The 19,955-nt window shown below is 56.2% G+C and carries 18 protein-coding genes; 15 read left to right on the top strand and 3 right to left on the bottom strand.

All coding sequences use genetic code 11. The features are described from left to right. Positions 1 to 125: 125 nt before the first annotated feature. The 7 genes from ruvC to yajC all read left to right on the top strand — a co-directional run bounded on the left by ruvC (position 126) and on the right by yajC (position 7,097). Entirely contained in the window at positions 126 to 629 is a 504-nt protein-coding gene (gene ruvC / locus L6439_RS07240) for a crossover junction endodeoxyribonuclease RuvC (protein ID WP_006679765.1), read from the top strand. Continuing rightward, complete coding sequence (gene ruvA, locus L6439_RS07245) at positions 626 to 1,246, top strand: Holliday junction branch migration protein RuvA (RefSeq protein ID WP_213471320.1); 621 nt, start codon at positions 626 to 628, stop codon at positions 1,244 to 1,246. Before ruvC ends, ruvA begins: the two co-directional genes overlap by 4 nt. 15 nt (positions 1,247 to 1,261) lie before the next feature. Beyond that, a complete protein-coding gene (gene ruvB / locus L6439_RS07250; protein WP_168178716.1) occupies positions 1,262 to 2,263 on the top strand; it encodes a Holliday junction branch migration DNA helicase RuvB in 1,002 nt (333 codons plus the stop codon). Between the two features lie 20 nt (positions 2,264 to 2,283). Then, positions 2,284 to 4,470: a SpoIID/LytB domain-containing protein gene (locus tag L6439_RS07255; protein ID WP_237096777.1), complete on the top strand. Its 2,187-nt coding sequence runs from the start codon at positions 2,284 to 2,286 to the stop codon at positions 4,468 to 4,470. 12 nt (positions 4,471 to 4,482) lie between these two features. After that, positions 4,483 to 5,520, top strand: a complete 1,038-nt coding sequence (gene queA, locus L6439_RS07260; protein WP_213471321.1) for a tRNA preQ1(34) S-adenosylmethionine ribosyltransferase-isomerase QueA — start codon at positions 4,483 to 4,485, stop codon at positions 5,518 to 5,520. A 23-nt stretch (positions 5,521 to 5,543) separates the two neighbouring features. Next, entirely contained in the window at positions 5,544 to 6,683 is a 1,140-nt protein-coding gene (gene tgt / locus L6439_RS07265) for a tRNA guanosine(34) transglycosylase Tgt (RefSeq protein ID WP_213471322.1), read from the top strand. A 93-nt stretch (positions 6,684 to 6,776) separates the two neighbouring features. Next, positions 6,777 to 7,097 carry a preprotein translocase subunit YajC gene (yajC, locus tag L6439_RS07270; RefSeq protein WP_168178712.1) on the top strand — a complete coding sequence of 107 codons (321 nt, stop codon included), beginning with the start codon at positions 6,777 to 6,779 and terminating at the stop codon, positions 7,095 to 7,097. A 460-nt stretch (positions 7,098 to 7,557) separates the two neighbouring features. On the opposite strand, the gene L6439_RS07275 is transcribed toward yajC, so the two are convergent. Both L6439_RS07275 and L6439_RS07280 read right to left on the bottom strand, forming a co-directional pair. Beyond that, positions 7,558 to 8,415, bottom strand: coding sequence for a phosphatase PAP2 family protein (locus tag L6439_RS07275; protein WP_168178711.1), 858 nt, complete (start codon positions 8,413 to 8,415; stop codon positions 7,558 to 7,560). 114 nt (positions 8,416 to 8,529) lie between these two features. Continuing rightward, positions 8,530 to 8,925, bottom strand: a complete 396-nt coding sequence (locus L6439_RS07280) for a TIGR04086 family membrane protein (RefSeq protein ID WP_168178710.1) — start codon at positions 8,923 to 8,925, stop codon at positions 8,530 to 8,532. Between the two features lie 212 nt (positions 8,926 to 9,137). On the opposite strand from L6439_RS07280, the gene L6439_RS07285 reads away from it, so the two are divergent. After that, positions 9,138 to 10,451: an ArsB/NhaD family transporter gene (locus tag L6439_RS07285; protein ID WP_168178709.1), complete on the top strand. Its 1,314-nt coding sequence runs from the start codon at positions 9,138 to 9,140 to the stop codon at positions 10,449 to 10,451. Between the two features lie 159 nt (positions 10,452 to 10,610). Then, positions 10,611 to 11,438, top strand: a complete 828-nt coding sequence (locus tag L6439_RS07290; protein ID WP_213471323.1) for a DUF421 domain-containing protein — start codon at positions 10,611 to 10,613, stop codon at positions 11,436 to 11,438. 14 nt (positions 11,439 to 11,452) lie between these two features. On the opposite strand, the gene spoVB is transcribed toward L6439_RS07290, so the two are convergent. Further along, positions 11,453 to 13,051 carry a stage V sporulation protein B gene (gene spoVB / locus L6439_RS07295; protein WP_213471324.1) on the bottom strand — a complete coding sequence of 533 codons (1,599 nt, stop codon included), beginning with the start codon at positions 13,049 to 13,051 and terminating at the stop codon, positions 11,453 to 11,455. A 242-nt stretch (positions 13,052 to 13,293) separates the two neighbouring features. Here spoVB and L6439_RS07300 point away from each other — a divergent pair, with 242 nt between their 5' ends. The 6 genes from L6439_RS07300 (at position 13,294) to L6439_RS07325 (ending at position 19,911) form a co-directional block, all read left to right on the top strand. Beyond that, complete coding sequence (locus L6439_RS07300; RefSeq protein ID WP_172879099.1) at positions 13,294 to 13,506, top strand: post-transcriptional regulator; 213 nt, start codon at positions 13,294 to 13,296, stop codon at positions 13,504 to 13,506. A 96-nt stretch (positions 13,507 to 13,602) separates the two neighbouring features. After that, positions 13,603 to 14,883, top strand: a complete 1,281-nt coding sequence (gene secD / locus L6439_RS07305; protein ID WP_168178706.1) for a protein translocase subunit SecD — start codon at positions 13,603 to 13,605, stop codon at positions 14,881 to 14,883. After that, positions 14,873 to 15,781, top strand: coding sequence for a protein translocase subunit SecF (gene secF, locus L6439_RS07310; RefSeq protein WP_213471325.1), 909 nt, complete (start codon positions 14,873 to 14,875; stop codon positions 15,779 to 15,781). Before secD ends, secF begins: the two co-directional genes overlap by 11 nt. Positions 15,782 to 15,989: 208 nt before the next feature. Then, positions 15,990 to 16,934 (top strand): cation diffusion facilitator family transporter, encoded by a 945-nt coding sequence (locus L6439_RS07315; RefSeq protein ID WP_213471326.1) that lies wholly within the window; start codon positions 15,990 to 15,992, stop codon positions 16,932 to 16,934. Positions 16,935 to 16,955: 21 nt separating this feature from the next. Next, positions 16,956 to 19,409 (top strand): single-stranded-DNA-specific exonuclease RecJ, encoded by a 2,454-nt coding sequence (gene recJ / locus L6439_RS07320; RefSeq protein WP_168178703.1) that lies wholly within the window; start codon positions 16,956 to 16,958, stop codon positions 19,407 to 19,409. Then, a complete protein-coding gene (locus L6439_RS07325) occupies positions 19,399 to 19,911 on the top strand; it encodes an adenine phosphoribosyltransferase (protein WP_213471327.1) in 513 nt (170 codons plus the stop codon). Before recJ ends, L6439_RS07325 begins: the two co-directional genes overlap by 11 nt. Positions 19,912 to 19,955: the final 44 nt, after the last annotated feature.

Consider the following 19,955-nt stretch of genomic DNA (forward strand, 5'->3'; position numbering starts at 1 on the left):
CCACCCCCGTTCAGGCCTGCCAATTGCGGCGGAAAGACTCATTCTCTTCCTTACGATCTGTGTTATAATGGAGTGAACACATATGTTCGCTAGACATACACGGAATCGTTAGGGAGAGATTTTTTTTGCGAATATTAGGAATTGACCCGGGCATTGCCATTGTCGGCTTCGGATTTGTGGATAAAATCGGCAACAAGGTCATTCCCGTGCAATATGGCTGTATTCAGACGGATTCGGCGACCGCGCCGGAGATCCGGCTGCTGCAAGTGTTCGAAGCGGCGGAGGAATTGCTGGACCGCTATAAGCCGGACGCGATGGCGATCGAGAAGTTGTTCTTCAACCGCAACGTGACGAATGCCTTCAGCGTAGGACAAGCCCGCGGCGTCGTCATTCTCGCGGCCGCGAAGCGGGGCATTCCGATCGGGGAGTACACCCCGATGCAGGTGAAGCAGGCGGTTGTCGGTTACGGCAACGCCGAGAAGAGACAGGTGCAGGAGATGGTGCGGCTGCTGCTGAAGCTGAAGGCGATACCGAAGCCGGACGACGTGGCGGACGCCTTGGCCGTGGCGCTATGCCACGCCCATTCCAGCGGATTACATGACAAATTGAACGGAGTATTGCGTCCATGATTGATTTTGTTCGCGGACCGGTGGTCCATTGGGAAGCCGATTATGTCGTATTGGATGTTCAAGGGATCGGATATCGCATCTATACGCCGAACCCGTACGCGTTTGCGAAATCGGAAGCGGCCGTTACGGTATATACGCATCATCATGTGCGGGAAGACGCGATTCTGCTGTTCGGATTCGCGTCGCGGCAGGAGCAGAAGCTGTTCCGCCGCCTAATCGAGGTCAGCGGCGTCGGGCCGAAGGTGGCGCTCGGCATTTTGAGCGCGGGGAAGCCGGATTCGGTCGTGGCGGCGATCCAGCAGGAGAACTATTCGTTCCTGACGAAGCTGCCCGGAATCGGGAAGAAGACGGCTCAGCGCATCGTGCTTGATCTGAAGGACAAGCTTGACGGCATGGGCTGGGATGTGGAGCCGGGATCTCTGTTCGCAGAGATGCAGACGATCGAGGAGGAGCGGGAAGACGGCGCGTGGGACGAAGCCCGCGAAGCGCTGAAGGCGCTTGGGTACAAGGATGTGGAGCTCGATCGGGTCTGGAACGATCTGCAGAATCGGGTCCATGCGGACGAGTCGGTCGACTCGCTCATGAAGAAGGCGCTGCAATTGCTGTTCACAGGGTAAAGAGAGGCGGTACAGATGGAAGAACGCATCATTTCAGCCAATTATATGATGGAGGATCAGGCGGTCGAGCTGAGCCTGCGTCCGCGCTATTTGTCGGAATACATAGGGCAGAACCAGGTGAAGGACAATCTGAAAATATTCATCGAAGCGGCCAAAATGCGCAAGGAAGCGCTCGATCACGTGCTGCTGTACGGTCCCCCCGGATTGGGCAAGACGACGCTGTCCAACATTATCGCCAACGAGATGGGTGTCAACATCCGCACGACCTCGGGTCCGGCCATCGAGCGGCCGGGAGACTTGGCGGCTTTGCTGACCAATCTGCAGGAAGGCGATGTGCTGTTCATCGATGAGATCCACCGGCTTCACCGGACGGTGGAGGAAGTATTGTATCCGGCGATGGAGGATTTCGCGCTCGACATCATTATCGGCAAAGGCCCAAGCGCGCGATCCGTGCGCCTTGATCTGCCCCGCTTCACTCTGATCGGAGCGACGACGCGGGCAGGCCTGCTCTCGGCGCCGCTTCGCGATCGCTTCGGCGTCGTCAGCCGGCTGGAGTATTACAGCAAGGATGAGCTTAGCTTCATCGTGACCCGCGCCGCCGATATATTGGACGTCCAGATTACAGGCGAGGCCAGCGACGAGATCGCGGTTCGCTCCCGAGGGACTCCGCGGATTGCGAACCGGCTGTTGAAGCGGGTGCGCGACTTCGCTCAAGTGCGAGGCGACGGAATCATCACCCCGGCATTGGCGGGAGAAGCGCTGCGCTTGATCCAGGTCGACGCGCTCGGCCTTGACGCGATCGATCACAAGATGCTTCATTCGATGATCTCGCACTTTCGCGGCGGCCCGGTCGGTCTGGATACGATTGCCGCCACGATCGGGGAGGAGAGCCAGACGATCGAAGATGTATATGAACCTTATCTCCTGCAGATCGGATTTTTGCAGCGGACGCCCCGAGGGCGCATGGTTACGCATCAGGCTTACCACCATCTAGGATTGCCCATTCCAGAGAAATAAATTCAGGTGCGATCGATATTATGCAATGGAACCAACGGATCATAGGAACGACATCTACTAGACTCGACGAGCAGGAAGGGGAACAGAAGAGTATGACCACCACCTACCGGAATGTGATTCGAAGAACCGTCACCGGCGCCGTAGCAGGTACGCTGCTGCTCGGGGGAGGCGCGATGCTGCCTCCAGGGGGCTTCCCCGCGGCGCCGGTTGTAGCCTTTGCAGATAACGGACCAGCAGCCAAGGCGGGAGCCCAATCACCGGAGCAGATCGTATCCGAACCGATTCGTGTCGCATTATTTGCCGATTTGGGCAGCCGGTCACCAGGCCAGACGCCTCAGGTGACCCTGAATTCAACCGTCGGGCTTCAGATTGGAGCCCGTGAAGCCGGAACGTCTGCAGCATTGAAGGCAGATGGGGCGATCCGCTTCAGTGCGGATGATTACAAAGTCAAGCTGTATGAATCGAAGAACAAGGCGGCTGCTCTGGCCGTGCTGAAGCAGGCGGAGGCGAGCAACACCGCCGTTATGATTGAATTCAGCCGCCGCGGCGCCGCATTCTATTCGGTCTATGCGGGGAGCTACCCGACCGAGAAGGCGGCCGGACAGGCGCTTGACCGCATCAAAGGCGATCAAGCCCTGATGGAACTGGTGCAGGATTACAAGCCCAGATTAGCCGGTCCGAATTATTTGCAGGCAGGAACCTATCCGTCGGAGAAGGAGGCGGCATCGGCGCTGAAGACGCTGTTGGATGCCGATATCGATGCCTATCTCGTGACGCTGCCGGACAACGGGAAGAACCGGACAGCGGTATGGGCCGGGCAAGCGGCCTCGGCAGCCGATCTGGGCGACACGAAGCAGAAAATAGCCCGCACTTCCTTGACTGCCGAAACTGTGCAGGCGGGCGGCGCCCTTATACATACGAAGGAAGCCGGCGAAGACAAGACGACAATGGCGCATTTTCGCGTAAATGGCGATGCCAAATGGATGGTGTCGACGAGCGCGCCAAGCACGATCCAGGTCACGGAGCGCTACGGCCGGGCCTACCGGGGCGATATGGAGGTCAGTGTGCACAAGGATAAGCTGGCGCTCGTCAATGAAGTTCCGTTGGAGGATTATCTGGTATCTGTCGTAGGCGGCGAGGTATATGCCGAATGGCCGCTGGAAGCGCTGAAGGCTCAGGCGGTCGCCGCCCGGACGTTCGCGCTCTACCAGAATGACAAGTTCGAGATTGCCAACGTGGTGGATACGACGTTAAGCCAGGCGTATTTCGGCGTAGAGAAAGAGCATGACAATATCCGCAAAGCCGTCGAGGCGACGGCGGGAGAAGTGCTCATGCAGGACGGGAAGCTGATCGAAGCCATCTTCCACTCGAATGCCGGAGGGAAGACTGCCGATCCGAGCGAGATTTGGGGCGGAGACTATGGCTATTTTCAAGTGGTGGACAGCCCGGACGAAGGGGTGCTGGAAGGCAAAAAATCATGGTTCCAGGTGATCCTGCCGGACGGCAAGAACGGCTATGTGCGGGAAGATGTCGTTCGTCCGGTGAACCGCAACAATGAAGCCGGATTCGAACAGGTGACCGCGATTGAGGACGGAACGAACGTAAGACCAATCCCCGCGATTCAATCGAACGTTGCACCCGTGGCGAAGGTGAATAAAGGGACCGAGATGACGGTCATCGATACGGTGCCGGAATCAACCGAGATGAATTGGATCCGGGGGCCTTATACTTCGGCCCAGATTACCGCCTGGCTCAAGGAGCGGACCAAGACGGAGCTGAACGGACCGGTAACGAACTTGAAGATTACCGAACGCGGACCTTCCGGGCGCGTAACCAAGATCGAAGCCAACGGGGTTCCGGTCGGGGTCAGCTATCCGGATAACTTCCGCAGCGCGTTCGGCGGCTTGCCGAGCACGCTGTTCGATATCGTGCCGGCCGGAACCGCCGCTGTGATTGGCGCGGACGGCAAGGTGAAGGACACGAAGCTGGCCGGCTCGGCAGTCCAAGGCTCCGGCGCCGGCAACGGAACGCCTTTGTCGGCCGATTCGGCGCTGTCGAAGGAACCTTCCTTCCTCTTCGTTGGACGCGGCAACGGCCATGGCGTCGGCATGTCGCAATGGGGCGCGAAGGGTCTGGCCGATCAAGGGTATGACTACGAAGCAATCTTGAAATACTACTATAAAAATGTAGATTTAGTGAAACGGTAGGGCATAAATGACATGGATGTAAATTTGTTTGATTTTGATTTGCCGGAACGCCTCATCGCTCAGACGCCGCTGCCGGAGCGAACGGCATCGCGCCTGTTGGCCTTGAACCGGCGGACCGGAGAAGTGGAGCATCGGACTTTTCCCGATATTATTGAATACTTGAAGCCGGGGGATCTGCTGGTTCTGAACGATACCCGGGTCATCCCGGCCCGCTTGCATGGCGTCAAGCCGGATACGGGCGGGCATGTCGAGGTGCTGCTGCTGAAGCAGGAGCAGGATGATGTATGGGAAGTGCTGGCGAAGCCAGCCAAGCGGTTGAAGAAGGGATCGACCGTCCGCTTCGGGGACGAACTGACGGGGACCGTCATCGAGGAGCGGGAGATGGGCGGGCGGCTCATTCGCTTCGAGTATGCAGGCATATTCAATGAGATTCTCGATCGTTTGGGACAGATGCCGCTGCCCCCATACATTAAGGAACAGCTGCAAGACCGGGAGCGTTATCAGACGGTATACGCGAAGCACGAAGGCTCGGCTGCGGCTCCGACAGCCGGTCTTCATTTTACGGATCGCATTCTGGAGGATATTCGGGCTAAAGGGGTGCGAATCGCCATGATCACCCTTCATGTCGGTCTGGGCACGTTCCGGCCGATGTCGGCCGACGTGGTCGAGGAGCATGTGATGCACTCCGAATATTACGAAATGTCAGAGGAGACGGCGGCCCTTATCAACGAGACGAGAAGCTCGGGCGGCCGAATTGTCGCGGTGGGCACCACTTCATGCCGGACGCTGGAGACCGTAGCCGGCCGCTACGGATCGGAGCCGGTGGCGGCATGCTCGGGGTGGACGGATATTTTTATCTACCCGGGATATGAATTCCGGCTTGTCGACTCCCTGCTGACGAACTTCCATCTGCCGAAATCTACCCTGGTGATGCTCGTCAGCGCCTTCGCCGGCCGGGAGCACATTATGGCGGCTTACCGGGAAGCGATAGAACAAGAATACCGGTTCTTCAGCTTCGGCGATGTGATGTTTATCTTTACAGACGACTAACCTACGACAAGGATGATGATTCGATGGCAGCAGCAATAACCTATGAATTGATAAAGACATGCAAGCAGACCGGCGCGCGCCTGGGCATCGTCCATACGCCGCACGGTTCGTTCGAGACTCCCACCTTCATGCCGGTCGGAACGCAGGCGACGGTCAAGACGATGAGCCCGGAAGAATTGAAGGAGATGAGCGCGAAGATTATTTTGAGCAATACGTATCATCTTTTTCTGCGCCCGGGACATGAGATTATACGGGAAGCGGGCGGCTTGCATAAATTCATGAACTGGGATCGCGCGATTTTGACGGACAGCGGGGGATTCCAAGTTTTCAGCTTAAGCGAGATGCGCAATATTGAAGAGGAGGGCGTTCATTTTCGTTCCCATCTGAACGGAGACAAACTGTTCATCTCCCCGGAGAAAGCGATGGAGATTCAGAACGCGCTCGGTTCCGACATTATGATGGCGTTCGACGAATGCGCTCCTTATCCGGCCGAACACAGCTACGTCAAGCATTCGCTGGAGCGGACGACCCGCTGGGCGGAACGATGCCTGAACAGTCATGCGCGGCCGCATGATCAAGCGCTGTTCGCCATCGTGCAGGGCGGAATGTATGAAGATCTGCGCATACAGAGCGCCAAGGATTTGACTTCGATGGATTTCCCGGGGTATGCTATTGGAGGACTCAGTGTGGGCGAGCCGAAGCCGTTGATGTATGAGGTATTGGAGACGACGGTGCCCCTCTTGCCTGACAGCAAGCCGCGATACTTGATGGGCGTCGGATCGCCGGATGCATTGGTCGAAGGTTCGATGCGCGGAATCGATATGTTCGATTGCGTCTTGCCTACCCGTATTGCGCGGAACGGGACAACGATGACGAGCCAAGGCCGTCTCGTCGTGCGGAATGCCAAGTTCACGAGGGATTTCGGACCGCTTGATCCGAACTGCGATTGTTATACGTGCCGCAATTATTCGCGTGCGTATCTCCGCCATTTGATCAAGGCGGATGAGACGTTTGGCTTGCGCCTGACGACGTATCACAATTTATACTTCCTGTTGAATCTGATGCGTCAAGTCCGTGAAGCCATTCGCGAAGATCGTTTGCGTGATTTCCGGGATGAATTTTTTGAAGCTTACGGAATGGATCGCAACGAGAGCGGCTTTTAATGGACCGCCGATGGCTGAGTGCGCAGATAGACAAGGGCATTGGCAGGTGGAGTCCATACATAGGTTAACCATTTGGAGAAAGGGGGATGGTCCATGTTTTTAGCCGGAGCAGCTGATCCGGGCGCTGGCGGCGGGTTGTTGACGATGCTGCTGCCATTCGTTGCGATGTTTGCGGTATTCTATTTCCTGTTGATCCGCCCGCAGCAGAAGAAGCAGAAGCAGCGCAATTCGATGCTGAGCCAATTGAAAAAAGGGGACAAAATCGTGACGATTGGCGGCCTGCATGGCACGATTATGGAGATTACCGACGACATCGTCGTTCTGCGTGTCAATGATGTGACGAAGATGACATTTGACCGCAATGCGATTAGCACGGTGGTCAAGAGCGAGGAAGCCGCAAGCGCGTCATCATAGTTGTCGCCTTTTACCGAACACGATATTTATCGCTTCAGACTGTCGACAAAGTCCTGTCGACAGTCTTTTTCTTAGGAAGGCAGGGCCGGGGAAGGCAGAACAAGTTAGGCTAAGGCAAGCTGGTCCCTGCGTGAAGCTTGATGGTCTGGGCATCTGCGCATGAAGCAAGCGAATCTCCGTATGAAATTGCTGCACAGGCGCAGCATTTTTAACCTCAATAGGCTAAATTCCGAGAAAATCCTGCAAAATTACCTTATTTCGCCATTTTAAACACTAATTATGCCTCGCCACACGGGAATTGCTGTATTTTTGCAGTAATCGTATTTTCGCAGCCTCGTGTCCATGAAATTGCTGCATTCTTGCAGTATTGGTAGAGCAGATGATAGGGATAAAAACGTAAAGAACTCCCGCGATTGCCGTATTTCGCGGGAGTTTGTCTTCAATCTGAATTTTGCCATTTTCAGATTTTTGAATCCGGATACGATTTGGTGTACGCTTTGCCGCCGTTGGATAGATCCGTTTTCCAGGAAGCGCGGACCCCCGCCCATTTCATCCCTAGCCAGGAGGCCGTAACGGCCAATATCGTACCCGCGATCATATCGGTCAGCCAATGAATGCCGAGATAGAAGATCGAGAAGATGACGATGAGGGCGCTTATCGAAGTGAAAATCGCCCAACGGCGGTTGCCGGATTGCGACGCGAGCAGCGCGACCGTCACCGATATCGACGTGTGCAAGCTCGGGAAGCAGTTGTCCAGTCCGGATAATTGCCGATAGTTCTCTTCGAAGGACGGGAACACGTCCAGCATGCGGAACTCTACGGCGGCCGGCGGATAGGACCACACTTCGTTCACCGGGAAGAAGAGGTAGAACGGGATGGCCACCGCGTAATTGATGATGACCGCATAGCAGACCGCACGCGCCATGCGAAGATTATCCTTCGCGATATAGATTGCGATCGATCCGACTATGAGCGACTGGAAGACCACAATATAAAAGAAAGCGACGCCCTGGGTAAGCAGCGGATGATGGAACAGCTTCTGAATGCTGTGCACGAATTGGCCTTCCAGCTGATGAATATGGGAGGTAAAGTCCCAATTGACGGCCAGCGCTTTTTCGATGGTCAGCTCAAAATTGTTCACGAGCAAGATAAGGATGAGACCAATAAAAGCGAACAGGAAAGAGCGGGAATGCCGCAAAGCCTTATAAAATGCAGCGACGACAGCCAGCGGCTGCTTGCCGGATCCGAACCATAGCAGCAGGATAACGACCGCGATAGTCCATAAGGTGACCGTCTGCATGGAGTGAAATAATACCACAACTATCCCCCTATATAATTCCGGTAAACGGTTATTTAATTCATCTAGTATACCATAAAGAGAAGGGGGAACATATGCACCCAAGCGACCATTTCTTGCTGCCGGTTCGGGGGCTTATTTGTTGCGGCTCATGTTCACGCCGAAGATGCCGCCGAGCGCGCCGCAGGCGCATGCCGCGGCAACGAGAATCAGCTTCTGCAAGGTAATGCCGGCATCCATGGCGAGAAACCCGATAACGAGCACAAGCATAGCGTAGCAGAAACCGGTCAGACCTCCATAATACCAGCCCTTGCGACCGCTGCGCCGCCCTGCCGTCCAGCCTCCGATAAAAAGTGCGATGATATGGACAAGATAAATATAGCCGAGTGTCTTGTCCTCGGTGGCGGAGCTGGAATAGAGCAGCACGGATAAGGCCAGGGCGCCCATGGCCATCCAAATAAATGAATTGACGATACCGGCCAAAATGGGGTGATTCGGCTTCCATTGAGATACACGCTGCAATGCATTCATGATTGGAATTCTCCTTTCGGCTTGAATTATCATTCCCGGGCGGGATGGACAAATATATGCGTAGTACAGATCGTATGGGCAAGCAGATAGAAATAGTACAAGGCATAGACGAAAAATAGTGAACGGCGTTATAATGTGTGAGCAAAAATATCGAATCCGCCGTGCAATGTCCGGATCCGAATGGAAGTTACTGCAGGAAGGGATGGAACGACATGGAACATGATGCCTCGACATGGCAGGTCACGATTGCTGTAATCGTATTTTTGGTGACCTATGCCATCATCATTTCAGAGAAAATTAACCGGGCCATTATCGCCCTGCTGGGAGCAGCGGCGATGCTTGTGCTGCAAATCGTAGATGTGCACCGCGCATTCACCGAGCATATCGAATGGAACACGATTTTCCTGCTTGTGGGAATGATGATACTGGTCGGAATTACGAACAAGAGCGGCATCTTTCAATATGCAGCCGTGAAGGCGGCGCAGCGAACACAAGGCAGGCCTATCCGGATTATGGTGATTTTGGCGGCTTTAACCGCGGTCGGATCCGCTTTTCTGGATAATGTGACGACCGTGCTGCTGGTGGTGCCGATTACGTTTTCCATTACTCGAATGCTCAATATCAATCCGGTTCCGTTTCTGATCACGGAAGTCATCGCTTCGAATGTGGGCGGCACCGCGACATTGATTGGGGATCCCCCGAATATTATGATTGGGTCGGCGAACCCGCATCTCACCTTCAATATGTTTTTGATTTATTTGGCCCCGGTCATCGCGGTGATTATGGTGGTGCTGCTTGCGGTGCTTGTCTTTATCTACCGGAAGCAGTTGAAGGTGACGGACAGTCAGCGCCAGGCCCTGATGCAGCTGTCTGCGGAATCGTATATTTCGGACAAGCGCCTCGTAAGGAAATCGGTCACGATCCTCGTATTGACGATCTTGGGCTTCGTGCTTCATTCGGCCATTCATGTGGAACCGGCGGTGATCGCGATGACAGGGGCGACGCTGCTGATGCTGATCGGTCTGAAGGGCGAAGAAGAGCTGGAAGAAGCGCTGCATCGGGTAGAATGGGTGACGATCTTGTTCTTTATCGGCCTGTTCATTCTGGTGGGAGGGCTGATTGAAGTCGGCGTCATCAATCAACTGGCCCAATGGATGTTGACCGTCACGAGCGGCGATATGACGCGTACCGCCATGTTCGTGCTCTGGGGCTCGGGCATCGCGTCCGCCACCATTGACAATATTCCTTTTGTGGCGACGATGATTCCGCTCCTGCAGGATGTCGGGAGCCAGATGGGCATGACGGATCCGAACCAATTGAATCCGCTCTGGTGGTCACTGGCGCTGGGCGCTTGCCTGGGGGGCAACGGCACCTTGATCGGCGCATCGGCGAACGTGATTGTGGCCGGGATGGCGCAGCGCGAGGGACATGGCTTTGGGTATATGGATTTTCTCAAGATCGGGGCTCCGCTGACGCTGCTGTCGCTGGCGATTTCGACCGTTTACATCTTCCTCTTCATCCTGTAACCGTTCAGGCTCACAAGCAGACTTTTTGGATCGGCGGTGAACCGAATTGTAAGATGCAGGATGGGAACATTTCGATAAGAAAAAGCTGCATGCCTCTCTGGGCCCGGGGTCAGAATACACGTACTGGCACACCGAAAATGGCACCGGGAGGCGTTGCTAATGGAAGTCTGGACTCTCGTATTGCGCACGATCCTGATGTATATTGTTGTCTTCGTCGTGCTTCGTCTGATGGGCAAAAGAGAGATCGGCAAGCTGTCCGTCTTCGATGTCGTCATCTCCATCATGATTGCGGAGATTGCGGTCTTTGTCATCGAAGACAGCAAGAAGCCGTTATGGCAAGGGCTTGTCCCGATCATCGTTCTTATCATCATTCAGATCAGCGTGGCTTACATAGCCTTGAAAAGCCAATGGATTCGGCACTTGTTCGATGGCAAGCCGAGCATTATTATCAAGAACGGCCAGCTTGACCGCCCAGAGATGGCCCGGCAGCGCTACAATCTCGACGACCTGATGCAGCAGCTCCGCGAGCAGGGCGTGGATAATATCGGGGATGTCCGCTATGCGATCCTGGAGGCGAACGGCAAGCTGACCGTATTCCTGAGACAGGACTCGGATACCCCTGCCGCCGAGGAAGCCCAGAACGGCGCCCAGCAATCGGGCGGCATTTTGGAGGAGGATTACGCGGGGGATGCGAAAGGCCCCGGTCCGGTTACCCCCGGCCGCTCAGCCTCCTCGGCGGGCGGCCGGAAGAAGGCCAAAAAGCAGCGCCCCGCCTTGCGCAAGCCGGAGCGTTACCATTTCACGACACTGCCGCTGCCGCTGATTATGGATGGCAAGGTGCAGGATCATAACCTGTCGGTCATCAATAAGACGCGCTTCTGGTTGAAGAACGAGCTTAATTTGAAAGGCGTCAACGAATTTAAAGACGTTTTTTTCTGTTCCATCGATCATCGGGGCCATTTATTTGTGGATCGGAAGCACAAGTAGGCGGCGCCGAACGATTATTTGCGATGCGGCTTCGGCGGCAGCCAATGCCGGAGCAGCGGAAGCCGCGTCACATCATCGCGGTCGATGAGGCCCATAATAATAAGCAGCAGGAGATAGACGATGACCCCCGCAGCCCCTCCAGCGATAAACCGCAGCAGGCCGTAGCTTTCCGGCAGCGGAGCGCGGACATAGACCGCCTGAATGCAGCCAGCCATAATCACCATGGCGGACCCCACCTTGAGGAAGTCAAGCCAAGGCATCTTCAGCTGAATATGACGGATAACGCTTCCCGCATGGAGCAGCGTAACGATGACAATATTGATGCATATCGCGATAATAGCTCCATAAATGCCCAACTGGGGCTGGGAAGCCAACTGAATAATGAGCAGGAGCTTCAGCGCGGCCCCGATGAATGTGTTGACGAGGGCGGTTCCCGGGCGTTCGAGGGCCTGCAGCGCGGCTTGCAGCGGCGCCTGCAAGTAAATGAAGACCGCAATCGGAGCCATCCACCGGAGCATTGGCGCGACGCTGGCATCATTATAGAGCAGGACGCAGAGCGGAAGGGCGAGCACGAACATGATGACGGCGAACGGGGCGCCGCATACGAGCGCCAGCCGGATCGCCTGATGGATCCGCTTGTGAATCGTGCGTATGTCATTGCGGCCGAGCGCCTCGGATAACGAGGGCACGAGAGAGACGGCGAGGGAGTAGGTTAGCGCTCCGGGCAGCGTCAATATCGGGATAATCATGCCCTGCAGAGCCCCGTACTGCGCCGTCGCGATCGCAGTGAGAACCCCGGCCGCCGCCAGGCTGCGGGCGATCGCAATCGACTCCAGCAGGTAGGAGAGCGAGCCGATAAGCTTGCCTCCCGTTACGGGCAGCGCGATGCGGAGCAGGCGGGGAGCCACCTTATGGCCATACCCTTGCTGCAGCGGCTGCTCCGAATCCGGAGGGAACTCTCCGGCGCCATTTTCCTTCTGTCTGCGCGCCGAACGAATCAGGAAGACGAGCACGAGCAGCCCTCCGAGCTCGCCCACGACGACGCCGACCATGGCCCCCGCAGCCGCCCATTCCAGCCCGTAAGGGAGGAACAGATAGGCGAAGCCGATAACCGCCACGATGCGGATGAACGTCTCCGTCACTTGCGATACGGCGGTCGGCACCATATTTTGCATGCCTTGGAAATAGCCGCGCAGCACCGCGGAGATGGCGACCATAACGATGATCGGCGTCATGACGAGGAACGTATAGTACACCCGGCTATCCGTCAGCACGCGGGTGGTGATCCACGGCGCGAGCACGAGACAGGCTGCGGAGAAGACAATGCCCGCGCTCACGGTCAGCTTCATGGCGACGGATAAAATGCGGCGCACGCGGGAATGATCGCCGACAGAGTCCGCTTCCGCGATCAGCTTCGCTACGGCGAGCGGAACGCCGCCTGTAATTAAAGTAATGATGACGAGCAGGAAGGGATAGCCGAGCTGGTAAATTCCTACCCCTTCCGCCCCGATGATGCGCGGAAGAGTAACTCGCGGAATGAACCCGAGTATGCGATTCACAATGCCTGCGGCCAATAAAATCAGCGTTCCCTGTATGAATGACTGCTTCTTCACGTTCCGATCATCCCTCTTCCCCTGGAGACTTGTCTACCTGATATAACCATAAATATGCGGTTGTCCCCATTCCATGACGGTTGGCTTGTACCGATGGAAGCGAAAAATCAGGAGAGCCAATGATTGCTATGGTTCGCGAAGCAGGAATTGCATTAAGGATAGCGAATACTAGATAGACACGGAAAGGAGTGAGCGGCGTGTCTGAGCCATGCACGGAACAGGAGCGGGTCGAGGCGATCGAAATGTGCTGTGAGAGCAAGGCGGAGGAACTAAGGCTGCTCGGCTACGAGCAGGTAACGGGGAAGGATGTATGGGAATGCGTCAGCGCGAAGTATAAAAAAGAGGATGCTGAACCGGCCATGCATCAGGTCGTCAATGATATTTTATCTTTGAAAGCAACGCAGTTCATGAACTTTATGACGATGGCGGCTTATCGCGGGTCTCCCTTTTTATAAGGCGAGATTTTTTTATGCCATGATCACAAAAATTGACTCGAAAAATGACGGTCGATATAATAGGAATATTGAATATGAAAGGGGAATAGGGACGATATGAAAAGGGTGTTAGCATTTCTGCTCATCGTTGTCGTATCGCTAGGTGTCATTGTCTGGACTAGCCCTTCGATCGTCAACAACATACGTCTCGGACTCGATCTCAAGGGCGGCTTCGAGATTCTATACCAAGCCTCTCCGCTGGAATCGGGCGGGAAAGTGACTAACGATGCGCTTAAACAGACCGCCAAAAGTCTGGATAAACGGATTAACGCAACCGGAACGAGCGAACCGGAGATTACGATTGAAGGCTCCGACCGGATCCGCGTCAAGATTGCGGACGTTCAGAACGAGGAAGAGGTGCGCAAGAAGCTCAAAGAGCCTGCCGTGCTAACCTTCCGCAGCTCTGAAGGCTGTAAAGACGCGTCCGACTACTGCAAGATTGAACTGAAAGGAACGGACTTCGTCGAGGGCGGAGCCAGCGTCGTATTTGACGAGCTGCAGCGTCCGATCGTCGCGATTAAGCTGAAGGATGCGAGCAAATTCGCCGAAATCACAAAACGTCTCGCCGGTCTGTATGATCCGGATCCGACGAAAGCGCGGAACCATCTGGCGATTTTCATGGATGACACCCTCATCTCCGATCCGTCCGTCAATTATGAGATTCCAGGCGGGGAAGCGACGATTACCGGCCAGCGCACGAAGGAAGAAGCGAACGAGCTGAAGGACACGATCAATCTCGGTTCCTTGCCGCTCAAGCTGACCGAGAAATACTCGCAGACCGTTACGGCTACGCTTGGCAAGCTATCGCTGGAGCAGACAGTGAAGGCCGGAATTATCGGCACGGCGCTGATTCTGTTATTTATGCTTGTCATCTACCGGCTGCCTGGCGTCATTGCCAGCGTCTCGCTGATTCTGTTCACATGGATTCTGCTGATTGTCTTCTGGCTGTCCGAGATTACGCTGACCCTGCCGGGCATTGCGGCTTTCATTCTCGGTCTCGGCATGGCCGTCGACGCGAATATTATTACCTATGAACGGATTAAGGAGGAGCTCCGCAGCGGCAAGTCGATCAAATCCGCGATGAAGGCGGGCTCCAAGAACTCGTTCCGTACGATTATGGACGCGAACATTACGACTATTATTGCCGGCGTCGTCATGTACATTTTGGGCGAGAGCCAAGTCAAGGGCTTTGCGCTCATCCTGATGATGACCGTTATCGTCAGTATTATGACGAACGTATTCCTCTCCCGCGTCATGCTGCATGCGCTGGTCAAAGCGAATGTGCTGTCCAAACCGGGATATTTCGGCGTGAAGGAGAGTGAAATCCGTGCGCTTTAAAGGAACGTTCAACTTTGTTCATTCCAGCAAATACTTTTTTATTTTCTCGATTATTATTACGATTGCGGGCGCCATCTCGCTCGGCGTGCTCGGCCTGAATTACGGGGTAGACTTCAGCTCGGGCACGAACGTGGACATTAAGCTCGCGAAGCCGGTGGAGAAGGCCCGGATCGAGCAGATGCTGGAGCCGTACCAATTGAAGAAGGAGCCGGCCATTACGATGGGCAGCGACCGGGTGACGATCCGGTTCACGGAAGTGTTGACCGAGCAGATGGAGAACCAGTTCAAGGCCGATTTCAAAAAGCTGGACGCGGGCGCTTCGTTCGAAATCAATACGGTCGATGTCGAGATTGCGCGGGAGCTGCAGCGGAATGCCTTGCTCGCGGTCCTGATCGCGAGCATTGGCATCATTATCTATATCAGCATCCGCTTCGAATGGCGCTTCGCCATCTCGGCGGTCGTCGCCTTGCTGCATGATGCGTTTATGGTTATCAGCATTTTCTCGATTTTCCGGCTTGAGGTCAATCTGCCGTTCATTATCGCGGTGCTGACCATCATCGGGTATTCCATCAACGATACGATCGTTATCTTTGACCGGATCCGCGAGAATATGAGATTTGCCAAGATCAAGAATATTCATGACCTTTCCCATCTCGTGAACGACAGTATTTATCAGACGTTGACCCGTTCCATCAATACGGTGTTGACCGTTCTCGTGGCGGCCCTCTGTCTGTTTATTTTCGCGAGCGAGTCGATCCGCATGTTCTCGCTGGCCATCCTGGTCGGCTTGGCATTCGGCGCTTATTCCTCCATCTTCATCGCGAGCCCGCTGTGGGTCGTCCTGAAGAGCAAGGAGAAGAACAAGTCCAAGTCTCCGGCGAAGCCGAAGCAGGCGTAACCGCCAACTTCAAGCCGAAGGATGCGGCGGCCATGGAACGAGCTCGAGTTCCGGCTTGGCTTACCTGCCGCAGCCTGCGGCGCAAGCATAAAGATGAAGCCGCGTCAGTACAGGATGCTGACGCGGCTTTGATGTTGCCAGCAAGAATAGACTCATGCGAAGTCGAATCCGCAATAGGAATGAAAAAATGAATTGCGAGGGTTGCGACATGACGACCGATCGGTTTGCAAGGGCCGAGGCAGGGGCATGGCTGGGCATTATCGGCAATCTGCTGCTCGCCCTGCTCAAAGGGATCGCCGGCTTCTTCGCGGGGAGCCAGGCGCTCATTGCGGATGCTTGGCACTCCGCCTCGGATGTGGCTGGATCCGGCGCCGTCCTTGTCGGCTTGAAGGCAGCGAAGCGCCCTCCGGACAAGGATCATCCATATGGACACGGCAAAGCGGAATCCATCGCGGCCATTATCGTCTCGGTGCTGCTGCTCGTCGTCGGGCTGGAGCTCGCCGTCTCGGCCGTGAAATCGGTATGGCAAGGGCAGATGGATATCCCGAAATGGTACGCTCTCGCCGCGATAATGGCGTCTATCGTGGTGAAGGAAGCGATGTTCCAGTACAAGTTCCGGCTGGGCAAGCGCTTATCGTCGCAAGCTCTGATTGCGAACGCGTGGGAGCATCGTTCCGATGTCTATTCCTCCATCGCGGCGCTGATCGGGGTCGGAGCCGCGATGCTCGGCGGGATGTATCATATTGAATGGCTGTTGTATCTGGATCCGGCAGCCGGATTTATCGTGGCGCTTCTTGTGCTGCAGATGGGAACAAGATTGGTGAAGGAAGCGATTCACTCGACGATGGATCATGTTCTTCATGATGAAGAAGCGAATCCGCTTATCCGGGCCGTCCAGTCGGTCAACGGCGTCATTACCGTCGACAATCTGCGTGCGCGGGAGCATGGCCATTATGTTATCGTCGATGTTAAAATCAGTGTAAACCCCCGCATATCGGTGGCGGAAGGCCATGCGATTGCGAAGCGGGTCAAAAATCATTTAATGCAGCGTTTTTTGCATGTGGCCGATGTTTTTGTCCATGTGAACCCGTTCGACACCGGCAATCCGTACCGGATTCCGGAGACCGACGGAGAGTCAACGCTGCTGCAATGAGAATGTTAAAGGAGTGGGAGGATGCTTCATCCACGCTCCCGGTGGATCTGCTCTGACGTGCCGGATACCGGCATCGAGCAGCTGGCCCAGGAAGCCCGGGTCTCGAAGCTGGTCGCCCGTATGCTGGCCGTACGGGGGATTGCAGACGCAGAGCAGGCGCACCGGTTTTTGCATGCGGATATAGATGAGATGCACGATCCATATTTATTGGCGGGAATGGAAGACGCCGTGGAGCGAATCCGGGCAGCGCTGGCGAAGCGCGAGCGCATTCGCATTTATGGCGATTACGATGCGGACGGAGTCTCAAGCACATCGCTAATGATTTATTTGATGCGCCGCCTGGAGGCGGATTTCGATTATTATATTCCGCACCGGGCCAACGAAGGGTACGGGCTGAACAAAGCGGCGCTGGAAGATGCGAAGGCATGCGGCGTCACCCTCGTCGTAACGGTCGATACCGGGATAAGCGCCGTGGAAGAAATCGCTTATGCCCGCGAGCTCGGAATCGACATCGTGGTAACCGATCACCATGAGCCTCCGGAGCAGCTTCCGGACGCCTGCGCCCTGGTCAATCCGAAGCTGCCTTACTGCCCTTATCCGTTCAAAGGGCTGGCCGGCGTCGGCGTAGCCTTCAAGCTGGCGCACGCGCTGCTCGGACGCATTCCGGAGGAGTGGCTGGAGCTAGCCGCCATCGGAACCGTCGCCGATCTGATGCCGCTGCTGGATGAGAACCGCATTCTCGTGCGGGCGGCTTTGCAGCGGATGAAGCGTTCCCGCTATGCCGGGATTCGGGCGCTGCTTCAAGTGTGCAGCATCGATCCGAAGGAAGTGACCTCGACGCATATCGCCTTCTCGATGGCTCCGCGAATCAATGCCAGCGGCCGGCTCGAACATGCCGACATCGCGGTCCGGCTGCTGACGGCGGAAGACGACGCGGCGGCCGAGGCGTTCGCCTGGGAGCTGGATCGGTTGAACAAGGAGCGGCAGAAGATCGTCGACGGCATCGTCAAGGAAGCGGAGGCGCAGCTGGCGGAGAAAATGGAGGATACGGGCGAGCCTCCCCATGTCATCGTTCTGGCCGCGGAGGGCTGGAATGTCGGCGTCATCGGCATTGTCGCTTCCAAAATTCTCGAAAAATATTACCGCCCGACCTTCGTGCTTGGCATCGATGGCGAGACGGGATTATGCAAGGGCTCGGCCCGTTCGATCCCCGGCTTCGATCTGTACGAGGCGATGCAATCGTGCGGCGGGCTGTTCGAGCATTATGGCGGACATCAGGCCGCGGCAGGCATGACGATTCAGGCGGACAAGCTCGCGGAGCTTGAACGGCGCTTGCAACAGATTGCCGAGGGAATACTGACAGAGGAGCACTTCGTTCCTTGCGTCGAGGTGGACGCGGAATGCGGCTTGAATGAGATCCCGCTGGAAGTCATTGAGCAACTCGAGCAATTGGCCCCGTTCGGCATGGGCAATCCGAGCCCGCGGGTCGTCATCCGGAACGCGCGGGTGCGCGAGATCCGGACGATGGGCAAGGAAGGCCAACATTTGAAGTTGATGTTGAGCCAAGACCGTGCTACATTGGATGCGGTAGCTTTTCACCGGGGAAGCCTGGCCCGGAGGATTGCGAGCGACGTGAAGGCGGATGTGCTGGGCGAACTGTCGGTCAATGAATGGAACGGCCGGCGCAGGCCGCAGCTGTTCATGCAAGATATCCGCATCCAGGAACGGCAGTTGTTCGATCTGCGGGGGATCCCGGATGCTTGGGAGACCGCCGTGCAGCTGGCCCGCATATTGGAGCAGGATGGAGACGGCGCAAGCGTTCTCGTCACGACCCGCGAGCAGGCGGGAGTGCATGCCGCGGAAACCTTCGCGTGGCTGTACAGCGACGAGGAGGACGGACCGGTCGTCGTTCCGGGCGCTTGGCGGGGAGACGATCCGTTCATCGCCGCGATGTCGGAGCGTGTCCGTGAGATGGTGCTGTTCGGGATGCCGCCATCGGAGCAGGATTGGAGGCGGTTAACCCGCCAGCTTCGCCATATGGAACGGCTGCATGTCGTGCTGCCTCGCGAACCGATCGGAGGACGGCTGCATATGCCGACCCGCGATCGAATCAAGCGGGCTTATGCGGAACTGAGACGGGTACATACATGGACCAATGAACCCGAGCCGATGCGGTCGCTGGCCAAGCGCGTTAACCTGTCCCTGCGGGAATTCATGCTGCTGCTCGATATGTTCAAGGAGCTGCAATTTTTAACTTGCACTCATCATAGACATACAACGTCATTCGAAATGGCGGCACAGCCGGCGAAGACCTCGTTGGAAGCTTCCCAACGATACCGGGACTGGGCAGCCGCAGCCGCCTGGGAGCAGCGCTGGTATGAACCGGCGACAGAGGCGTTCGCGGCATGGTTGTGGTCCTGCTGGGACGAAGCCCGCGATGTTTCATTACTTAGGAGGAGTTCAGATGGATTTTAAATCGTATATTCGGGTCATTCCCGATTTTCCTCAGCCGGGAATCAGCTTCAAGGATATTACGACGCTGCTGAAGGACGGCTCGGCTTATCAAGCCGCGATCGCCGCGATGAAGCAGATGGTCGAGGATAAGCAAATTGATCTGATTGCCGGGCCGGAGGCGCGCGGATTCGTCGTAGGCGCTCCGCTCGCCTTGGCGATCGGGGCCGGGTTCGTTCCGATTCGCAAGAGCGGCAAGCTGCCGGGCGAGACGATCGAAGCCGGCTATGCGCTGGAATACGGCAGCGACAAGCTGGCGATGCATAAGGATGCGATCAAGCCGGGGCAGAAGGTGCTGATTGCCGACGACCTGCTGGCGACCGGCGGCACGATCTCGACGTCCGTCAATCTGGTGCGCCAGCTTGGCGGAGAAGTGGTCGGGGCATTGTTCCTGATCGAGCTGAGCGACCTGAACGGCCGCGACAAGCTGCCGGATATTGATGTCCGTTCCCTGGTGATTTACTGATAGAATGTCAAAACCCCCTGAACCGGGCCGATGCCCGTTCAGGG

This window comes from Paenibacillus dendritiformis (assembly GCF_021654795.1).
Lineage (GTDB): Bacteria > Bacillota > Bacilli > Paenibacillales > Paenibacillaceae > Paenibacillus_B.